The sequence below is a fragment of the Thermanaerovibrio acidaminovorans DSM 6589 genome (genome assembly GCF_000024905.1).
Taxonomy (GTDB): Bacteria; Synergistota; Synergistia; order Synergistales; family Synergistaceae; genus Thermanaerovibrio; species Thermanaerovibrio acidaminovorans.
Genome location: NC_013522.1, coordinates 931,191 through 950,436, shown reverse-complemented (window position 1 = coordinate 950,436; position 19,246 = coordinate 931,191). Strand labels below are relative to the sequence as shown.

The window sequence follows — 19,246 nt, the reverse complement described above, 5'->3', positions numbered from 1 at the left end:
CTCTAGGCTCGGCTCAACCGTCCTCTGGGGGATGCGTATGCGAAGGTCCCGTCCTCTCCGAGGGAAGAAGAGGACCAGCAACTGGAGCAACCAGAGGGAGAGGAACCGAAGTCGCGTTGGAATGGGACCACCGTGGCACCCCCTGTTCGTAAAATTTCGTTGCTTATAACACGGCCACTTCGGATGCGTCAAGGGGTAGTGATCCTTGGATATCGGCCTGTATGCCCGGAACCTGGTGTATAATTACAAACTGATTTCCCTAGATGGAGAGGAGAGGGCGTTTGAAGGGCAAGGATTGGTTGATTGTGGCGTTCGGGACCCTTCTGTTCGTGGGGTTCCTTCTGGGGCTTTACATATCGATCCCCTCCGAGCGGTGGTTCATGCCCCCGGCGGGACAGGAGGGGGTTACGGTACAGGTGAGATCCGGTAGCTCCGCCAGGGATGTGGCCAAGGCATTGGCAGACGCGGGGGTAGTGAATGACGAGAGGGAGCTCCTCAACTGGATGGTGAAGTTGAAGATAGACAGGTCCACCAGGCCCGGCACCTACACGATAGTCCCCGGTTCCCCATGGGAGGTGGCCATGCGTCTCAAGGATTCGGTGCCCTCCGGGAGGAGGGTCACCGTGATACCCGGCTACGACCGGATGGACCTCAAGAGGATCTTGGATCCCCAGGCACTGGAGAGGGCCCTGGGGGATGACCAGGCCTTCTTCCCGGAGGTGAGGCCCCTGCTGCCCAGGGGGACCTGGGACCGGCTGGCATACATAGTTCCCGAAACCTACCTGCTCAGCGGCGGGAATGAGGACGCCAGGAGCCTGGTCTACATGGGGTCCAAGCTTTGGTGGGAGAGGGTTGGTAGCCGGATCCCCTCCGGCATGTCGGCCCCAGAGGTCTTCCGGAGGGCGGTGATGGCCTCGGTGGTGGAGAGGGAGTCCAACCGGGATGACGAGAGACCCTTGGTGGCCTCGGTGTTCTTCAACAGGCTGGAGCGGGGGATGCCCCTTCAGTCTTGTGCCACGGTGGTCTATGCCTGGCGGGAGAGGGGAGAGAGGAGGACCCAGCTCACCTACGAGGACCTTAAGATCCGATCCCCCTACAATACCTACCTTAATCAGGGGTTGCCCCCGGGACCCATATGCGTCCCAAGCGTGTCATCTTGGAACGCGGCGCTGAGCCCCGCCAGCTCCAAGTTCCTGTACTTCCGCCTCCGGGGTGACGGGCGGCACGTCTTCTCCGAGACCTTTGAGGATCACGTGAGGAATGGAAGATGAGGGACAGACCGGCCGCCAAGACGAGGATGGGGCAACTGGCCCAGAGGCTCAAGACGCTCCTCCAGCTCAACGAAGGGGTCTACGATTGGCTGGCCCTGGTTGGGATCCTGCTGTCCACCTTCGCGGTGGCGTCCCTGTTCACCGGATGGACCGGACAGGTGGGACGGGTGATCCGAGAGGAGATGTTGCGGTACCTGGGCATATCGGTCCTGGTCCCCCTGGCATTCATGGGGCACCTGTCCTTCCTGCGGCTCACCGGGAGGGAAATGCCCCCCATTGGCAGATACCTGCTTGGGACCCTTTCCCTGACGGTGAGCGTCTCCCTCTTCGTAGCCATGTGGGGCAGGGCCTTCGGTTCTATGCGGGTCCTGGATCTGGCGGGGGCTTTGGGGACCAACCTGGGGGGGGGGGCCTTCAACCTCCTGGGCCCCTTCGGCTCCGTGCTACTGGGACTCCTGGCCTGCGTGGTGACCATCGGGGCCTTCAGCGGTGCCAACCCGGGGGAGATACTGGGGGAGTTACGGCAGATAGTATCCTCCAATTGGCTCGAATCCGCTCATCGTCCATCCATGGGTGGGATTGGGGGATGGCTTGGGAGGTGGGGGCGAAGGACTGGACCGGTGGATCCCGCGGCGGAGACGTTGCGGCGAGAGGACTCGCTACCCCATGAGGACCTGGGATGTGAGGAGGACGAGCTCTGCGATCCGAGTGAGCTCCTGGGGCCTAGGGACAACCCCTTCGTTGAGGACCAGGAGGTGGGGGATCCGGATCCCTTGGATCCGGTCGAGGAGCCGTCTGTGAAGCCTGGGACGTTTCCCCCTCCTTCGGAGCTCTTGGGCCCCGACGACCCGGGGGGGGATGGGGTCGATGAGGCTCAACTTCGGTCCATGGCGGAGAGGATAATCTCATCCCTCGGGGACTTCGGGGTGGAGGCAGAGTTGGGGGAGACCCAGGTGGGACCGACGGTGATCCAGTTCAGGCTACAGCTGGCCCCCGGCACCAAGGTTAGCAAGGTGGCGTCTCTGGCAAACGACCTGGCCCTGGCCCTGGCGGTGCCGAGCCTTCGGATCGAGGCCCCCATACCCGGCAAGCCCTACGTGGGCATCGAGATCCCCAACCCCAAGCGGCGGCCGGTGCCCCTGAGGCGGGTCATGGAGGCGGATCATTTCGTAAATCCCAAGGGGGAGTTGCCACTGCCCATGGGGGTCGGCATAGACGGATCCCCCATGGTGACCTTCCTGGAGGACCTGCCCCATCTGCTGGTAGCGGGTACCACCGGCTCTGGCAAGAGCGTGTTCATAAATTCCTGCATAATAGGGCTCTGTTCCTCCAGGACGCCCAGGGAGCTTAAGCTCATCCTCATCGATCCCAAGCGGGTGGAGATGGCCATATACGACAAACTACCCCACATACTCACCAGGCCGGTGGTGGACCCCAAGAAGGCGGTTCAGGCCCTGGCCTGGGCCATAAGGGAGATGGAGAGACGTTATGACCTCTTCGCCCAGAGCAAGGTGAGGAACCTGGCGTCGTACAACCGGAAGGTGCTCCCCGGGGATAGGTTGCCCAGCGTGGTTCTGGTGGTTGACGAGCTAGCGGACCTGATGATGACCGCCCCCAGGGAGGTGGAGGACTACATATGCCGCCTGGCCCAGATGGCCCGGGCAACGGGGATACACCTGGTCCTGGCCACCCAGAGGCCTTCGGTCAACGTCATAACCGGCCTCATCAAGGCGAACGTGCCCGCCCGGGTGGCCTTCTCGCTACCCAGCCAGGCGGACTCCAGGACCATCCTGGATTGCGCTGGGGCCGAAAGGCTCCTGGGCAAAGGGGACATGCTCTTCCTATCCTCCCGCTTCCCCAAGCCCATCCGGCTTCAATCCCCTTGGATAGACGAGGGGTACATATCCCGCTGGCTCGATCACCTCATCGCCACCTTCGGGGAGCCGGAGGTGATAGACATTGAGGACCAGGAGAACGGCTCCTCCACCGGGGAGGCCAACGCGGATGACCCCCTCCTGGAGGAGGCGGCCCGGATCGTCCTCTCCTCCGGGGTGGCATCCGCCAGTAGCCTCCAGAGGCGTCTTAGGGTGGGCTTCACCAGGGGAGCCAGGCTCATCGACACGTTGGAGAAGCTGGGCATAGTGGGCCCCCCCGACGGGGCCAAGCCAAGGGAGATCCTGGTGGACGAGGAGACCGCCATGGAGATACTTCGAGAGGCTAGGGGGGGCTAGGATGGAGATCCACCTACCCTCCCTGGGCTTCTCCCTTCGCAAGTGGATGGATAACGACGTCAATGGGGTGATCATGATCCTGGGGGGCAGACGGCCCTCGTCGCCCCTGATGGGGGATCTAGCGTCCCTTGGGTGGGACCTCTGGGCGGTGGACCGGGGGCTAGGCTACTGCAGGCGGTCCGGGATAATTCCCCGGGTGGCCATCGGGGACATGGACAGCGCATCCCCTTCGGACCTAAAGTGGGCATCGGACTTGGGGATAGCGATGGATCTGCACAGTCGGGACAAGGACCTCACGGACTTCCAGCTGGCTCTCAAGCTCCTGGCGGGATCCTACCACCCCCATAGCCCCATCCTGGTCACCGGATGCTTCGGTGGCCGGTTCGATCACCTGATGAGCTCCGTCATGACCTTTGCGCACAGCGATTTGAACGCCATGGGCATGGTGGATCACCGGGAGGCCATCTTCGTTCTCAGAGGCGACGAGCGGTTGGAGATGCTCTTTCATCGGGGAGCTCCGAAGGCCATATCGCTCCTGCCGGTCACCCGGTCAAGGGGGGTTACGACCCAGGGGCTCAAGTGGGAGCTATCCGGGGCGGAGCTGGAACCCAGTTTCCCCTTCTCGGTCAGCAACGAGGCCAGGTCGGATCGCATCCACGTGGGGTTGGAGAAGGGTATCTTACTGGTCTACGTGACCAGGGGATGATGGGTGATGGTTTTCTTTCGGGGAGAGCGGAGGTGAAGAAAAAAGGGCCGTCCTAGACGGCCCTGCGAACCACACCGGAACGGAGACACTTGGTGCAAACCTTGAGCTTACGGGTCTCACCACAGCCAAGGTCCACCCGCACGCTCCTTAGGTTGATGAGCCAACGGCGGCGGGTGTGGCGATTAGAGTGGCTGACCGCGTTCCCGGTCTGAGGACCCCTTCCGCAGCAATCGCAAACTCTGGACATCTATTTCCCCCCCTCCGCTTGCGGCGACAATTAAGCTTGAGCATTGTATCATGGGTTGGGCTGGGGAAGCAAGGTTTTGTTTAACTTCGACGAAGGAGGTTTTCCCACATGTCCTTTGCAGAGGACCTGGAGAGGCTTGAGGAGATAGTAAGACGTCTCGAGGGGGATCAGCTCCCACTCGAGGAGGCCTTAGGCATCTACGAGGAGGGGGTTATAATAGCTCGGAAGTGTTTCAGCTTCCTGGAGGACGCCAGGAGGAGGATAGAGATCCTATCGGACCTCTCCGCATCGAAAGGAGAGGCGACCCAGGGGGAGGATTGAGTTTGTCTGCTAGAGTTGAAGGCTTCGACTTCGATGGTTACCTGGCGAGCAGGAGATCCTGGGTGGAGGAGGCCCTGGAGCGCCTCTGCTCGTCCCGCCCCAAAAGGGTCCCTTCGAGGCTATGGTCCGCCATGGTCTACTCCCTCACCGCGGGGGGCAAGAGGCTGAGGCCGGTGTTGTGCCTCATGGCCGCCGAGGCTTTCGGATTGGAGGGCCAGCGGGTGATGCCCCTGGCGCTGGCCTTCGAGATGATCCACACCGCCTCGCTGATCCACGACGACCTGCCCTGTATGGACGACGATGATCTCCGCAGGGGCAAGCCCACGAACCACGTGGTCTTTGGGGAGGCCATGGCCCTGCTGGCGGGGGACGCCCTCCTGGCCCTGGCCTTCGAATCCGCCATAGAAGGTCTTATGGCCAACCATTTCAGCGGTGAGCTGATCTCCCTGGCGGTCATGTCCCTGGCCAAGGCAACCGGCCCAAGTGGCATATGTGGGGGCCAATCCATGGACATGGGCTTCGAGGACATGGGCCAGCTGGGGCCCGATAGACGGGTGATGGAGGTGGCCCGGAGCAAGACCGGGGTGCTCATCGCCTCATCGCTGGAGGGGGGAGCCATCATGGCCGGGGCTGACGAGGACGCCCTCTCTAATGTGAGAGGATACGGCATGGCGTTGGGGAAGGCCTTCCAGGTGGCGGACGACATCCTGGATGTGACTGGCAAGGTGGAGGAGATTGGCAAGTCGGTGGGCAAGGATCAGGCCCAGGGGAAGGTGACCTTCGTGGCGGTGCATGGACTCCAGGGGGCCCGGGAGATCCTGGAGGAGACCTCCGGGGAGGCCAAGGAATGGGCCGCCAAGCTGCCCCGTCCGGATATGTTCTGCGCCATGGTGGACAAGCTGATGAGGAGGACCAGCTGACCCATGCCATCCGACGAATTGAGGAAGAGTGGCCTGCTTTGGAGCCTGAAGGGGCCGGGGGACCTAAAGAGGCTTACCTACCCGCAGGTGGAGGAACTTTGTCTCCAGGTGAGGGAGCTCATATATCAGGTCACCACCCAGAACGGGGGGCATCTGGCCTCATCCCTGGGGGCGGTGGAGCTGGTGGTCTCCCTTTTGAGGTCATTCTCCCCCCCGGAGGACAGGATCGTCTTCGACGTGGGGCACCAGGCCTACGCTTACAAGATACTGACCGATAGAAGGGACGTGTTCCACACCCTGAGGAGGAAGGGTGGCATCGCCGGATTCCCCCGGAGGAATGAGAGTCCCTACGACGCCTTCGACGTGGGGCACAGCAGCACCTCCATATCCGTGGCCCTTGGGATGGCCAAGGCCAAGAGATATGGGCGCCAGCGGGGGCACGTGGTGGCAGTAATAGGGGACGGGGCGCTTCTTAACGGCCTTGCCTTCGAGGGGCTTAACAACGTAACGCCCCTGAAGGATAAGGTGATCATAGTTTTGAACGATAACGCCATGTCCATAAATCACCGGGTGGGTGGTATGGCGGAGCACCTGGCCAGGATATCCGCCAACGATGCCTATCAGGACATCAAGAGAAGGATGAAGGGGATCCTCTCTGAGACCCCGGGTGGGAAGATGGTGGAGGAGGCCCTGGGCAGGTGGAAGTCCAAGCTCAAGTCCCTCCTGTTGCCCCCCAACATTTTCGAGGAGATGGACATAACCTATTGGGGCCCCTTCGATGGGCACAACGTGGAGGAGATGGACCGGATATTCCACCTAGCCAAGGCCTACCCGGAGTCGCTCTTGATCCACGTGGTGACCAAGAAAGGTAAGGGGTACGGGAACGTGGAGTCAAGCCCCACCAGGTTTCACGGCGTATCCCCCAAGGGGTCCTCATCGGGGTCCTTGCCTGCCCGTCATGTCCCGGACTGGAGCTCCGCCGTGGCGTCCACCATCCGGGACATGGGCCGGGAGGACGGGGCCGTGGTGTGCGCCACCGCCGCCATGAAGGAGGGCAGCAAGCTTGGGATCTTCTCCGACGAGTTTCCTCACCGCTTCTTCGACGTGGGGATAGCGGAGTCACATCTGTTGGCCTTCGCCGCCGGCATGGCCGCCACGGGGCTAAAGCCGGTGATATCCATCTACTCCACCTTCCTCCAGAGGGCCATGGACCAGCTGGTTCACGACATATGCCTGCCAAACCTCCCGGTCCTCCTGTGCGTGGACAGGGCCGGCCTGGTTGGCGAGGATGGGGAGACCCACCAGGGATTGCTGGACCTATGTTGGGGGAGGGCGATACCCAACCTGACCGTCATGTCCCCCAGGGATGTGGCGGATCTGAGGTTCATGATGTTCGAATGGCTGAGCGATCCCCGTCCTGCCCTGCTTCGGTTTCCCAAGGGGACAGCGCCAGATTCCAAGCGCAAGACCGCCCCTTGGGGCCGGTTGGAGGTCCTACAGGAGGGGAGGGATCTGTGCCTAGTGGGGGTGGGGAGCACCGTTCAGCTGATGGAGGAGGCGGGACAGCTCTTATCCCGGGAGGGGATGGCCCCTACCCTGGTGGATTTGAGGTTCGTGAAGCCCCTGGACGAGGAGGCGGTGAGGAAGCTTCTCGGGGGCCACAGGCTCATGGTGGTGGCTGAGGAGGGGTATCGGTTCGGGGGTGTGGGGGAGCACATAGGATCCCTGGCCAATTCGATCGGTTCCCCCTGTAGGGTGCTGAATCTGGGGGTATCCGACCGGTTCGTGCCCCACGGCAAGAGGGGCGAACAGCTTCAGGAGGAGGGACTGACCCCGGAAGGGGTGGTCCGGATGATCCATGAGATCCAACTTGGTTAGGCTGGACGCCCTGCTGGTAAAGAGGGGCCTTGCCAGGTCCCGGGACGAGGCGAGGGAGCTCATCGAGACTGGCTTGGTAAGGATCGACGGCCTGGTGGCCTCCAAGGGGAGTACCATGGTGGGGACTGAGGTGAACGTATCGGTCCAAAGGGGAACGGAGGAGCGATGGGTGAGCCGTGGGGCTTACAAGCTCTTGAGGGCCCTGGAGGTGTTCCAGTTGGACCCCTTCGGCAGGATCTGCGTTGACGTGGGGGCCTCCACCGGAGGTTTCACCCAGGTGCTTCTGCGCCGGGGGGCGTCCCGGGTCTACTCGGTGGACGTGGGGTACGGCCAGATGGCTTGGGAGGTCAGGAACGACCCGAGGGTGGTGGTGATGGAGAGGACCAACGCCAGGCACCTCTCCCCGTCGCTCATACCTGAGCCCTGTCAGATGGGGGTCTGTGATGCGTCTTTCATATCCCTGAAGCTGATCATGCCCCCTATGCTATCGGTGATGGACTCCTGGTGTGACGTGGTTACCCTGGTGAAGCCCCAATTCGAAGTGGGGCGAGAGAGGGTTGGCAAGAAAGGGGTGGTGAGGGACCCCGCCCTCCACATGGAGGTGCTGGTTGACATGATCCGCTTCGTGGAGAAATTACCCGGTTGGTGGGTGGCCAACTTGACCTACTCTCCCATAAGGGGGCCCGAGGGGAACATAGAGTTCCTGATGCACGTAAGGCCCGGCTCTGCCCCGGATGGATGGGAGCTGTCAGAGGCACAGGTGGAGGAGTTGGTTCAGAGGGCCCATGGGGAGGTAACATGAGCTGTATAGGCATCCTTTTCAACACCAGTAAGCCCAAGGCGGTCAAGATAGCCCGGCGGATGTTGCCCTGGTGCGCCAACAGGGGAATCAGGGTCCTTATGCCCTCCGATGAGGCCAAGTCCCTGGGGGAGGAGGCCGCATCGGACGAGGAGTTCCTTGGCTGTAGCCAATTTGCGGTGGTCATAGGGGGTGACGGAACCTTTCTTAGGGCCGCCAGGTACACGCTGGGGAGGAACATCCCCTTGTATGGGGTAAACGTTGGGAGGCTGGGGTTCCTGGCCATAGGGAGCCCCGGCAGCGCCGAGAGGGATCTGGAGTCCATACTGAAGGGGGATTACGAGATTCAGAGGAGGGATTGCCTACGGGGGGAGGTAATCCGGGACGGCCAGGTGGCCCACCGGCTGTTCGCCCTGAACGACTTGGTGGTGACCAAGGGGTCCTTCGCCAGGTCCATCGAGCTGGAGCTGTTCATCGGGGGGCAGTTCGTGGGGCTGTTTCCGTCGGACGGGTTCATAGTTTCGACCCCCACTGGATCCACCGCCTACTCCCTGTCGGCGGGGGGACCCATAGTGCCACCCCACGTGCCATGCATGATACTGGCTCCCATATGCCCCCACACCCTCTACTCCCGTCCCATGGTGCTGGGCCCGGATGACGAGGCCTTGATATGTCCCCGCTACGAGGATAGGGAGATCCTGCTGACCCAGGACGGCCAGTTGGGGTACAGGCTGATGGCGGGGGATGCCCTAAAGGTCGCACTGGATCGGGACCACCAGGTTCACACCATATCGCTTCCGGGAAGGACCTACTACGATCTCTTGCGGGATAAGCTTCGATGGGGCAGGTGTTCCCTGGAAGGGGGAGGTGATGAAGCTTGCTGAGGGAGCTGTCGGTGAGGAACATATGCGGGATCTCCGCCGCGGACCTGGAGTTCAGGGGGAGCCTGGTGGCCATCACCGGAGAGAGCGGCTCCGGCAAGAGTAGCCTCGTGAGATCCTTAGAGCTCATGGCGGGCAAGAGGTCCACCAGCTCGGTTATAAGGTCATCGGAGAACGCCGGCTCCGTATGGGGCGTCTTCGATTTCCCCCAGGGGGCCTTGACGGTGAAGCGGGTGGTCTCATCCGAGGGCAGGAACAGGATCTTCCTGGACGATGAGCCCGCAACCCTGGCGGAGCTCCAAGAGAGGCTGGGGGACAGGGTTCAGATTCAGAGCCAGTTCTCCCACCTGTGCCTCCTCAATGAGGATAGCTTCGTTCAGCTACTGGACCAGTTCGGGGGAGAGGAGATGCAGCTCCTCAAGGGACGGATGCGCCAGGTCTACGGGGAGGCCAGGGACGCCTCCCTTCAATTGGACCAGACGCTTAGAAGGCGGGAGCAGCTCCAGAGGGATCTGGCCATGAGGGAGCCCGTGGCGGAGGAGCTGAGGAGGATAGGTCCCTTCCCAGGTTGTGTGGCCACTTGGGAGGGAGAGCTATCCCGTTTGAACCAGAAGATCCGGGAGCTGCTGGCGGTGGCGGACGCGGTGGACGACCTTTGGGACCGGGATGGGTCCGTGATGGACACGATAAAGGCCACCTTCTCCAAGCTCTCCTCCCGGCTGTCGGATTCCCAGGTTAAGGGGGCTCTCCGGGAGGAGATGAATGACCTGATGGACAGGCTATCATCGCTGGTGGACCTCCTCCGCCGGTGGGATGGCATGGATGAGATCCCTGCCCTTCGTCAACGGATGGAGGACCTGGAGTGGCGGATTGGGGAGGTCAGGGGAGCCGTAAGGAAGTTCCACCTCAAGGGCGACCTGGAGCTGAGCCGCTTCCTGGAGGAGTTCGATTCCGATAGTCGCTGGCTCCTTGAGTCGGAGGGGATCGTGGCGAGCCTTAGGGATAGGGCCAACGCCCTCAAGAAGGAGGCCATGGAGGTGGCTATGGCCATCAGGGGCCTGAGGCACCGCATGGCCTCCGAGCTGGAGGCCAAGGTGGGTGGGCACCTGGCAGACCTTGGTATGGATCACGTTAGGTTCCAGGTGGAGGTCCGGGAGTTGCGCAAGATAGGGCCAAATGGAGCCGATCAGGTCAGCTTCTTAATGTCCTCCGACGGGGGTCCCCCCACCATGTTGTCCAAGCGGGCCTCCGGGGGGGAGCTTAGCCGGATACTCCTGGCCCTCCAGTGCGCCATGTGGGGCCGATCCTCCACCAGATGCATCGTCTTCGACGAGGTGGAGGCCGGTTTGGGGGGCAGGTCTGCCCTGCTTGCGGGCCTCAAACTACGGGAGCTCTCCCGGGGATGCCAGGTCATACTGATAACCCACGAGGCCACCCTGGCCGCCATGGCGGACCAGCACATGAGGGTTCGCCGAGACGGGGACGTTACGGTGGTGGAGGATGTCACTGGAGAACATCGGGTTAAGGAGGTTGCCCGGATGCTCTCCGGCGAGTCCAAGGGGGAGGCGCTGAGGCATGCGGAGGCCCTTCTGGAGAGGTATGGATCGAAGCAATATTGACTAACATCCGCCCAAGGGGTAGAATTCTTTGGCGCTAATATCGCCTGAGGCGGGTTTCCAAGAGGGAGGACCTCACCCGACCTGCAGCGGAAGGAGAGATGTGAATGTACGCTATCGTGGAGACCGGAGGCAAGCAGTACCGGGTCAAGGAGGGGGACCGCATAAGGGTCGAGCTCCTGAAGGCGGAGGAGGGTAGCACCGTGACCCTTGATAGGGTCCTGCTAGTGTCCAGCGACGACTCGGTGAAGGTAGGTTCCCCTGTGCTTGAGGGGGCCAAGGTTACCGCCAAGGTGCTGGGCCATGGCAAGGAGGACAAGGTGGTGGTCTTCAAGTACCGCCGCAAGAAGAACTACCGCCGTTTCAGGGGGCACCGGCAGCACTACACGGATCTCCTGGTGGAGGGGATATCCCTTTAGTTTTGGCGCAAGCCGAGCGGTGTGCCCGGTTTAGACATGACGCACGTTAAGTTCATCCTGGAGGACGGCTCGCCGGTGGGTTACGTGGCGGAGGGACACTCCGGGGCGGGCACCAGGGGGAACGATGTGGTCTGTGCGGCAGTTTCGACGCTGCTTCAGGCCCTGGAGCTGGGGATGCTGGAGGTCCTCAAGGTCGATGGGCCCAAGTATGAGGTGGATCCCCGGGTTCCCATGAGGATGATGATATGGGGTAGACTGGAGGGGGAGGGGCCCCGGGTCCTGTTGGATACGGTGAGGATCTCCTTGCAGAGCCTGGCCTCGGCTCATCCTAGTCACATTGCCATTTCGGAGGTGGAGCGACGTGAGCTTCGTTTTTGATATTCAGTTTTTCGCCCATAAGAAGGGGCAGGGCAGCAGTTCCAACGGCAGGGACAGCAATCCCAAGTATCTGGGCCTCAAGAGGGCCGATGGTGAAGTCGTCAAGGCGGGCACCATCATAGTTCGTCAGCGGGGCACCAAGTATCGCCCAGGTCTCAACGTTGGCCGTGGCAAGGACGACACCCTCTTCGCTCTTGCGGATGGGGTTGTGAAGTTCCAGACCAAGGCGGACCGCAAGTTCGTTAACGTGGTTACCTGCTAGTTTGGTCTCGTTGCCCGGCGTTCGCGGGGTTGGATTTCCTGATGAGGGGCCTCTTGGCCCCTTTTCTTGTGTTTTGATAGGTCTGTGAGGTCGTGACCAAATGAAGTTCGTTGATGTGGCCACCATAAAGGTCGTGGCTGGGGCTGGCGGTAGCGGCTGCGTAAGCTTCAGGCGGGAGAAGTTCGTGCCCAAGGGGGGTCCCGACGGGGGCAACGGTGGAAGGGGAGGCAACGTATGGCTGGTGGCCAACCGCAACATTCAGACCCTGGCGGACTTCGAGTACAAGCGAATATATAGGGCGGAGGACGGGTGTCCCGGGAGCGGGGCGGGAAGAAACGGCAAATCCGGGGAGGACCTGTTCATCCAGGTTCCCTGTGGTACCGTTGTCTACGATGCGTCCTCCCGGGAGGTCTACGCGGACCTGATGGAGGAGGGGGACATGTTCCTGGCCGCCCGGGGAGGCCGGGGGGGCCGGGGGAACAGGGCCTTCGCCAGCTCGGTGAGGAAGGCGCCTCGCTTCGCGGAGAACGGGTATCCCGGGGAGGCCAGGGAGCTGATGCTGGAGCTGCGGCTCATAGCCGATCTGGGTCTGGTGGGGCTACCTAATGCGGGAAAGTCCAGCCTGCTCAAGGCGTTGAGCAACGCCAATCCGAAGATAGCCCCTTATCCGTTCACCACCATAACCCCCAACATGGGGGTCATGGCAGATCACCGGCACCGGTTGATAATAGCCGACATACCGGGCTTGATAGAGGGGGCCCACGAGAACCGGGGGCTCGGGGTGTCGTTCCTGAGGCACATACAGAGGACCCGGATGTTGCTCCACCTGCTGGACATCTCCTCCGGCGACGTGGAGGCCGTGATGGCGGACTGGCGCACCATCCGACAGGAGATGGTCAGCTTCGATCCTTCCATCCTCGAAAAGCCCTGCCTTGTGGTGGGGAACAAGATAGATCTACTTTCACCTGAGGTCCGGGGGGACATCATTGACCATCTTAGGGGGAGCTTCACCGCCGAGGGCTTCCGTTTTGCATCCATAAGCGCCATGACCGGCGAGAACCTGGAGGAGCTGATAGTTGAGCTAATCCGCTTCGCGGACGAGAACCCGAGGCCCAGGGTGCTTCCCCGGGTGACCGCTATACACGACGGGAGATCCAGGGATGACAGGGATCTTAAGGCCATGCGGCGCCATAGGGTGGAGGTGCTGAGGGAGTCCGATGGGGTATTCCGGGTGATCCACCCCCACCTGGAGGATGCGGTGCTTCGTTACAACTTCGATCACGATGAGAACCTGGTCAGGTTCTCCCGACTGCTTCGGTCGTACATGGTGGACGAGTTCCTGATCAAGGCCGGTGCCCAGGAGGGGGACACGGTCTTGATCGGAGAGATGGAGTTCGACTTCTCCCCGGACGTTCCCGCCGATGACCCTTTGGCGGATCCGGAGGCGGAGGATGAGGCCTAGGTGGGGCTTGGGCCGGTGATGTCCCTCGCCCGGCCAGCTTTTTAGGAGGCTGCGCTGTCATGATATGTGAGGTTCATGTGACGGAGCCCTCGGTGGACCAGGTTAGGATAGGGGTTATGGGGGGCACCTTCGACCCCATCCACAACGGTCACCTTTTGGCAGCGGAGGAGGCCCGGTGCAACTTCAACCTCCGGGAGGTCATCTTCGTCCCCTCCGGACATCCGCCCCATAAGGACGTCAGAAGGATCTCCTCCCCTGAGGACAGGTTCCGCATGGTCTCCTTGGCGGTTGGTGGGAACCGGTTCTTCCGGGTCTCCCGGATAGAGATGGACTCGCCGGGGCCTCACCATACGGTTGACACCATAGGCAATTTGATAAAGCAATATGGTCCGAGGGTGTCTTTTTACTTTATAACTGGAATTGACTCGGTGCTTCAGATCATGTCCTGGAAGTCCCCCCTTAGGCTGGCGGAGGTCTGCAGGTTGGTGGCGGTAAGTCGGCCGGGATATAATTTGGATAGGATACGGGATCTACCGGAGGAGGTAAGGGCCTCCGTAAGGGTGTTAGAGATACCCCTCATGGCCATCTCCAGCACAGACATACGAAATAGGGTCCGGGAGGGCAGGAGCGTTAGGTACCTGGTGCCCGACCCGGTTCACCGTTATTTGCTGGAGAGGGGCCTCTACAGATGTTAATCCATCCATCGACGGAAGGCAGGACTTGGCTGGCATGAGGATAAGGAACGTTATATTGGGATTCCTTTTGGCGGTTGTCTCTTTTGGGGCCGGGGCCTACGTGCGTTTCCACTCCACGGTTAACACCCCCATAGCCAAGATAAAGGAGACCCTCTCGGTGGACATGGGACGCAGGTTCACCGGCACCATAAACGTTCTCCTGCTAGGGGAGGACAACGTGGAGGGCTCCAGCAGGACCGACAGCATCGCACTGGCGGTGGTGGACCTGGACGGCGGAACGGTGAAGGTGATATCCCTCCCCCGGGATACCCGGGTCAGCATCCCGGGACACGGCTTCCAGAAGCTCAACCACGCCTACGCTTACGGGGGGGTGGACCTTCTCCGATCCACGGTGATGTCCAACTTCAACGTGCCGATCCACTACTATGTCCTGGTGGACTACGGCGGCTTCGCCCGGATGGTGGATGCCATTGGCGGGGTGGAGGTCTACGTTCCCAAGAGGATGAAGTACACCGACCGGGCCGGGGGGCTATACATAGACCTTCCCAAGGGGCTCCAGCACCTCAATGGGGAGAAGGCGTTGCACTTCGTCAGGTTCAGGCACGATGCGCTGGGGGACATAGGCAGGGTCCAGCGCCAGCAGGAGTTCGTGAAGGCCGTGTTGGATAAGATAAAGAGCCCAGCCATCGTGGAGGGGTTACCTCAGCTGGTCCGGGAGGCGCTTGGGATGGTCAAGACGGACATGCCCACCTCCTTGGCCCTCCAGCTTGGAGGATTTGTGAAGGACCTCGACAAGGGGAAGGTGGTGTTTACCACCCTGCCGGGGAAGCCCAGCTACATACGGGGGATAAGCTACTGGGTGGCGGACATTGAGGGCTTCAAGGACCTCTACGGCATGAGCGTGGCGGACATGGCCTCCAACCTGGCCTCATCGGATCTGGAGATGAAGTATGGGACCAGGGTGACCACCGCGGCGGAGGTGGCTAAAGTAGAGGAGGGGGCCGCCACATCTGGCAAGGCATCGTCCGGCGGGGCCGAGGAGGTGGATTTGGCATCCCTGGCCAAGTCCATAAGGACGCCGGTGGCAATACTGAACGGAACGGGTAAGAAGGGTCTAGGCCAGAGGGCTTCGGAGATGTTCCAGCGGATGGGGATAGAGGTGACCTACACGGGCAACGCCAAGCATTTCGATTACCGGGGTAGCCTGGTCTTATACCCGGAGAGGGCCACCCCGGAGATGATCCAGGCGGCCAAGAGCATGGCCAAGCTGTGCGGGATAAGGGAGTCCATGGTAAGATCCGGCAAACAGGCCATGTTCGCCAGCCTGGTTCTGGGAGGGGATTACGAGAGGATCTTCTCCAACCTGAACCAGGCCATGGCCACCATAAATCAATGACCCGATGACCGTAGATCTTTATGTAGATAAAGGGGGATTACTTTTGAGTTCAGTGGAGCCCATGGGTTCGCAGATCAGGGTCCCGGATGGAGAGGCATCGGAGTCGCTCTTCAAGAGGTACAGGGCCCTTGGCATAAGGCTTATGGACAAGCACGCCAAGGACGTAACCTTCATCGACGTGAGGAATACCCTCGGGGTGGCGGACCTCTTCGTTATAGTCACCGCTTTGAACGACGTTCACATGGACGCCCTGGAGGCGGAGGCTGAGGAGTACCTCGAGTCCCACTTCGACAGCATAAGGCGGGAGGGAGAGGACAGCAGGCGCTGGAGGCTTCTTGATGCGGGGGACGTGGTGGTTCACATCTTCTCCCGGGACGCCCGGGATTTCTACAGGATAGAGAAGATATGGGGCGACTCGGAGGTAATGACCTTCGAGGATCCGGACGCCTGACGGCAATACATTCTAGCGCAAGCTGGCCGCCGGGGGTTAACGAGGCAAGAAGGTTAAAGGTGAGGCCGGGAGGGGAGACCTCCCGGCCATTTCGTGGCTCGTTTTATGTCCTATAATATATCTTATGTTACTTGATCGGGCCCTTGAGCCCCTTGGCTCCCATGGCCCGGATGGCCTCGTCCACGATCCCAAGGAAGCTATCCACCTCGAGGGAGGCGCCCCCAACTAGCAGACCGTCCACATCTGGCTCCTTGAGTATGTCGAAGGTATTGTCCCGCTTGACGCTACCACCGTAGAGGATCCTGACCCCGTTGGCCACTTGGGGACCGAAGATCTCCTTCAGAATGCCCCTTATGTGGGCGCAGACCTCCTGGGCATCCGAGGCGCTGGCGGTCCTGCCGGTTCCTATGGCCCACACTGGCTCGTAGGCTATGGTCAGCCTCTTGGATACGAACTCCTCAGGTAACCCGTTCACCGCGGACCTCACCTGGGATCCAACCACCTGGAAGGTCCTTCCTTCCTCCCGCTCGGACAGGAGCTCGCCAACGCACACCATTGCTTTGGCTCCCGTCCCCATCACCGCTTCAACCTTCCGGCGAACGTCCTGATCGGTCTCTCCGAAGAGGGAGCGCCTCTCGCTATGTCCTATAAGAATGTAACCGCACCCCTCCTCCGCGAAGGAACCGATGCTGACCTCCCCCGTGTAGGCCCCCTTGATCTCCCAGTGGCCGTTCTGGGCCCCCACCTGTATGAGATCCGAGCTCCTGCTTATGAGGCAGCTGTGAACACAGAGGGCCGTTGGATAGATCACCACCTCCAGGAGGTCCTCCTCTATGAGATCCCTCCTGCTGGGCTCCTCCAGCCGGTCTTCCAGTTGCCTTACGAAGGACTCCGCCTCCCCCACTCCCTTATGCATCTTCCAGTTGCCCGCCACCACGTGAGGCCTGAACAACCTTAACACCCCCTCAAAATCTGATGGCCCACCCTGCGATGAGGCGGGCCATCAGGTTGAACCTAAACTTAATCCTTAATCAAGGAGGATCTCAACACCGGGCAGGCCCTTGCCCTCGAAGAACTCGAGGCTAGCCCCCCCGCCGGTGGATACGTGCCCCACCTTGTCCTCCATGTTGAAGGCCGCCACCGCGGCGGCGCTGTCCCCGCCGCCGACCACCGACACGGCCCCACCCTGGACCGCTACCGCGATGGCCTCCGCCACTTTCTTGGTGCCGTGGGCGAACTGGGGTATCTCGAAGACCCCCATGGGACCGTTCCAAAGGATGGTCTTGGCCCCCGCTATCACCTTCCCGAACGCATCGGCGGTCCCGGGGCCCACATCCAAGCCCATCTTGTCAGATGGGATCGCCCCCACCTCAACCACCGCGGGCTGCGCCTCGGGGGAGAGCTGATCCGCCACCACAACGTCGGAGGGCAGGACGATGGATATGCCCTTGGAGGACGCCTTCTCCATCATGGACCTGGCGAACTCCACCTTGTCCTCCTCGCAGAGGGACTTTCCTATCTCGTGCCCTTGAGCCTTCAGGAACGTGAAGGCCATACCCCCTCCTACAAGGATGGTCTGCACCTTGTCCAACATGTTATCGATCACGCCGATCTTGTCGGACACCTTTGCACCACCCAGGATGAGCACGAAGGGGGAGTCCGGGTTATCCCTCACCTTGCTGAGGGCGGCAATCTCCTGCTCCATCAGGTATCCCGCGTAGGTCTCCAGATGGTCCGCCACTCCCCTGGTGGAGGCGTGAGCCCGGTGGGCGGCGCTGAAGGCGTCCATCACGAACACATCGAACGGCTCCGCCAGCAACCGGGCGAACTCCGGATCGTTCTTCTCCTCCTCCGGATGGAAGCGAAGATTCTCCAGGAGGAGCATCTCCCCCTCCTCCAGCGAGGCCAGGGCATCCTTGACCGGATCACCCACGCAGTCCTCCGCCATGCGAACCTTCCAGCCGGTCAGCTTGACCAGCTCATCCCGCACCGGCCCCAGGGAGAACTCCATGTTGCGCTTGCCCTTTGGCCTGCCCAGGTGGGAGGCCATGCAGACCACCGCCCCCGCGTCCCTAAGGGCCTCTATGGTGCGCAGATGAGCCCTTATCCTCGTATCATCATAGACCCTGCCATCCTTCATGGGGACGTTGAAGTCCACCCGAAGGAGGACCCGCTTTCCCCGAACCTGATGGGCGGAAAAGGTCCTTATGGACATGGCCTACAGCCCCTTCTTCACCATGTAGTTGACCAGATCCACCACCCGGCAGCTGTACCCCCACTCGTTGTCGTACCAGGCGAGGACCTTGGCCATGTTGTCTATAACCATGGTGTGCTTGGGGGCGAATATGGAGGAATGGCTGTCCTGCACGAAGTCCATGGAGACCAGGTCCTCCGGCTCGTAGGCCAAGATCCCCTTAAGGGGCCCCTCCGCGTACTCCTTGACGGCGGCGTTTATCTCCTCCGCGGTGGCGTTCTTGGAGAGCTCCACCACCAGGTCCACCACCGATACGTCCGGGGTGGGAACCCTCAACGCGAAGCCGTTGAGCTTACCCTTGAGCTCCGGCATGACCTTGCCTATTGCCTTGGCGGCGCCGGTGCTGGTGGGGATTATGGAGAGGGCCGCGGCCCTTCCCCTGGAGAGGTTCTTGTGGGGGAAGTCCAGGGTCTTCTGGTCGTTGGTGTAGGCGTGGGCTGTGGTCATGAGCCCCTTCACTATGCCGAACCTCTCGTGAAGGACCTTTGCCACTGGGGCAAGGCAGTTGGTGGTGCAGGAGGCGTTGGACACCACGTGGTGCTTAGCCGGATCGTAGTCCCCCTCGTTGACCCCCATGACGATGGTGACGTCCTCGTCGGTGGCAGGGGCGGTTATGACCACCTTCTTGGCCCCCGCCTCCATGTGAGCCTTGGCCTTGGTGGCATCGGTGAACCGTCCGGTGGACTCGATAACCAGGTCAACCCCCATGTCCTTCCACGGGAGCTTGGTGGGGTCCGGCTCGGCCAGAGCCTTTATCCTGTGGCCGTTTATGACCAGCACGTCCCCATCCACCTCAACCTGACCGGGGAACCGACGGAAGACCGAGTCGTACTTGAAGAGGTAGGCTAGGGACGAAGGAGGGGTGAGGTCGTTGACCGCCACCACCTCGAACTCGTTGTCCTGCTTCTGGAAGAACGCCCGAAGGGACAGGCGTCCTATCCTACCGAAACCGTTGATGGCAACCTTGATCTTTCCCATTGTAGCAATCCCCCTCTTTTAGGTGTCTCCTAAGGGGAACAAACCTAAGCTCGTGTGTCTCTCGGTCTGTCCCAGGAACGC

At 61.3% G+C, this 19,246-nt stretch carries 20 protein-coding genes; 16 read left to right on the top strand and 4 right to left on the bottom strand.

The window, feature by feature from the left end; all coding sequences use genetic code 11:
• The first annotated feature begins 263 nt into the window (after window positions 1–263).
• Genes mltG through TACI_RS04650 form a run of 3 tightly spaced genes read left to right on the top strand, consistent with a single transcriptional unit; the run spans window position 264 to window position 4,208 of the window.
• The gene (mltG, locus tag TACI_RS04660) at window positions 264–1,271 is read left to right on the top strand and encodes an endolytic transglycosylase MltG (protein ID WP_242601055.1); all 1,008 of its coding nucleotides are present in this window, start codon (window positions 264–266) and stop codon (window positions 1,269–1,271) included.
• A complete protein-coding gene (locus tag TACI_RS04655; RefSeq protein WP_012869655.1) occupies window positions 1,268–3,502 on the top strand; it encodes an FtsK/SpoIIIE family DNA translocase in 2,235 nt (744 codons plus the stop codon). The genes mltG and TACI_RS04655 overlap by 4 nt, the downstream gene beginning before the upstream one ends.
• A gap of 1 nt (window position 3,503) precedes the next feature.
• A complete protein-coding gene (locus TACI_RS04650; protein WP_012869654.1) occupies window positions 3,504–4,208 on the top strand; it encodes a thiamine diphosphokinase in 705 nt (234 codons plus the stop codon).
• A gap of 52 nt (window positions 4,209–4,260) precedes the next feature.
• Here the strand turns inward: TACI_RS04650 and rpmB are convergent, their stop codons facing one another.
• Window positions 4,261–4,455: a 50S ribosomal protein L28 gene (gene rpmB, locus TACI_RS04645; protein ID WP_012869653.1), complete on the bottom strand. Its 195-nt coding sequence runs from the start codon at window positions 4,453–4,455 to the stop codon at window positions 4,261–4,263.
• A 108-nt stretch (window positions 4,456–4,563) separates the two neighbouring features.
• Here rpmB and xseB point away from each other — a divergent pair, with 108 nt between their 5' ends.
• The 13 genes from xseB to rsfS all read left to right on the top strand — a co-directional run bounded on the left by xseB (window position 4,564) and on the right by rsfS (window position 15,933).
• Window positions 4,564–4,776, top strand: a complete 213-nt coding sequence (gene xseB, locus TACI_RS04640) for an exodeoxyribonuclease VII small subunit (RefSeq protein ID WP_012869652.1) — start codon at window positions 4,564–4,566, stop codon at window positions 4,774–4,776.
• A gap of 2 nt (window positions 4,777–4,778) precedes the next feature.
• Entirely contained in the window at window positions 4,779–5,696 is a 918-nt protein-coding gene (locus TACI_RS04635) for a polyprenyl synthetase family protein (RefSeq protein ID WP_012869651.1), read from the top strand.
• Between the two features lie 3 nt (window positions 5,697–5,699).
• Window positions 5,700–7,574: a 1-deoxy-D-xylulose-5-phosphate synthase gene (gene dxs, locus TACI_RS04630; protein WP_012869650.1), complete on the top strand. Its 1,875-nt coding sequence runs from the start codon at window positions 5,700–5,702 to the stop codon at window positions 7,572–7,574.
• Entirely contained in the window at window positions 7,555–8,376 is an 822-nt protein-coding gene (locus TACI_RS04625; RefSeq protein WP_164925152.1) for a TlyA family RNA methyltransferase, read from the top strand. Before dxs ends, TACI_RS04625 begins: the two co-directional genes overlap by 20 nt.
• The gene (locus TACI_RS04620; RefSeq protein ID WP_012869648.1) at window positions 8,373–9,257 is read left to right on the top strand and encodes an NAD(+)/NADH kinase; all 885 of its coding nucleotides are present in this window, start codon (window positions 8,373–8,375) and stop codon (window positions 9,255–9,257) included. The genes TACI_RS04625 and TACI_RS04620 overlap by 4 nt, the downstream gene beginning before the upstream one ends.
• Window positions 9,251–10,873 carry an AAA family ATPase gene (locus TACI_RS04615; RefSeq protein WP_012869647.1) on the top strand — a complete coding sequence of 541 codons (1,623 nt, stop codon included), beginning with the start codon at window positions 9,251–9,253 and terminating at the stop codon, window positions 10,871–10,873. Before TACI_RS04620 ends, TACI_RS04615 begins: the two co-directional genes overlap by 7 nt.
• A gap of 104 nt (window positions 10,874–10,977) precedes the next feature.
• Window positions 10,978–11,289 (top strand): 50S ribosomal protein L21, encoded by a 312-nt coding sequence (gene rplU, locus TACI_RS04610; protein WP_012869646.1) that lies wholly within the window; start codon window positions 10,978–10,980, stop codon window positions 11,287–11,289.
• Between the two features lie 36 nt (window positions 11,290–11,325).
• Complete coding sequence (locus TACI_RS04605; protein ID WP_012869645.1) at window positions 11,326–11,667, top strand: ribosomal-processing cysteine protease Prp; 342 nt, start codon at window positions 11,326–11,328, stop codon at window positions 11,665–11,667.
• Window positions 11,651–11,929 (top strand): 50S ribosomal protein L27, encoded by a 279-nt coding sequence (rpmA, locus tag TACI_RS04600; protein ID WP_012869644.1) that lies wholly within the window; start codon window positions 11,651–11,653, stop codon window positions 11,927–11,929. Before TACI_RS04605 ends, rpmA begins: the two co-directional genes overlap by 17 nt.
• Window positions 11,930–12,029: 100 nt before the next feature.
• Complete coding sequence (gene obgE, locus TACI_RS04595; RefSeq protein ID WP_012869643.1) at window positions 12,030–13,391, top strand: GTPase ObgE; 1,362 nt, start codon at window positions 12,030–12,032, stop codon at window positions 13,389–13,391.
• A 59-nt stretch (window positions 13,392–13,450) separates the two neighbouring features.
• Entirely contained in the window at window positions 13,451–14,086 is a 636-nt protein-coding gene (gene nadD, locus TACI_RS04590) for a nicotinate-nucleotide adenylyltransferase (RefSeq protein WP_012869642.1), read from the top strand.
• 34 nt (window positions 14,087–14,120) lie between these two features.
• Entirely contained in the window at window positions 14,121–15,482 is a 1,362-nt protein-coding gene (locus TACI_RS04585) for an LCP family protein (protein ID WP_012869641.1), read from the top strand.
• 52 nt (window positions 15,483–15,534) lie between these two features.
• The gene (rsfS, locus tag TACI_RS04580; RefSeq protein WP_242601191.1) at window positions 15,535–15,933 is read left to right on the top strand and encodes a ribosome silencing factor; all 399 of its coding nucleotides are present in this window, start codon (window positions 15,535–15,537) and stop codon (window positions 15,931–15,933) included.
• A gap of 127 nt (window positions 15,934–16,060) precedes the next feature.
• Here the strand turns inward: rsfS and tpiA are convergent, their stop codons facing one another.
• From tpiA to gap, 3 genes are all read right to left on the bottom strand, one after another.
• Complete coding sequence (gene tpiA / locus TACI_RS04575; RefSeq protein WP_416340841.1) at window positions 16,061–16,894, bottom strand: triose-phosphate isomerase; 834 nt, start codon at window positions 16,892–16,894, stop codon at window positions 16,061–16,063.
• Window positions 16,895–16,960: 66 nt separating this feature from the next.
• On the bottom strand, window positions 16,961–18,148 hold the full coding sequence (locus TACI_RS04570) for a phosphoglycerate kinase (RefSeq protein WP_012869638.1): 1,188 nt from the start codon (window positions 18,146–18,148) through the stop codon (window positions 16,961–16,963).
• A gap of 3 nt (window positions 18,149–18,151) precedes the next feature.
• Window positions 18,152–19,165 carry a type I glyceraldehyde-3-phosphate dehydrogenase gene (gene gap, locus TACI_RS04565; RefSeq protein ID WP_012869637.1) on the bottom strand — a complete coding sequence of 338 codons (1,014 nt, stop codon included), beginning with the start codon at window positions 19,163–19,165 and terminating at the stop codon, window positions 18,152–18,154.
• Window positions 19,166–19,246 lie beyond the last annotated feature (81 nt).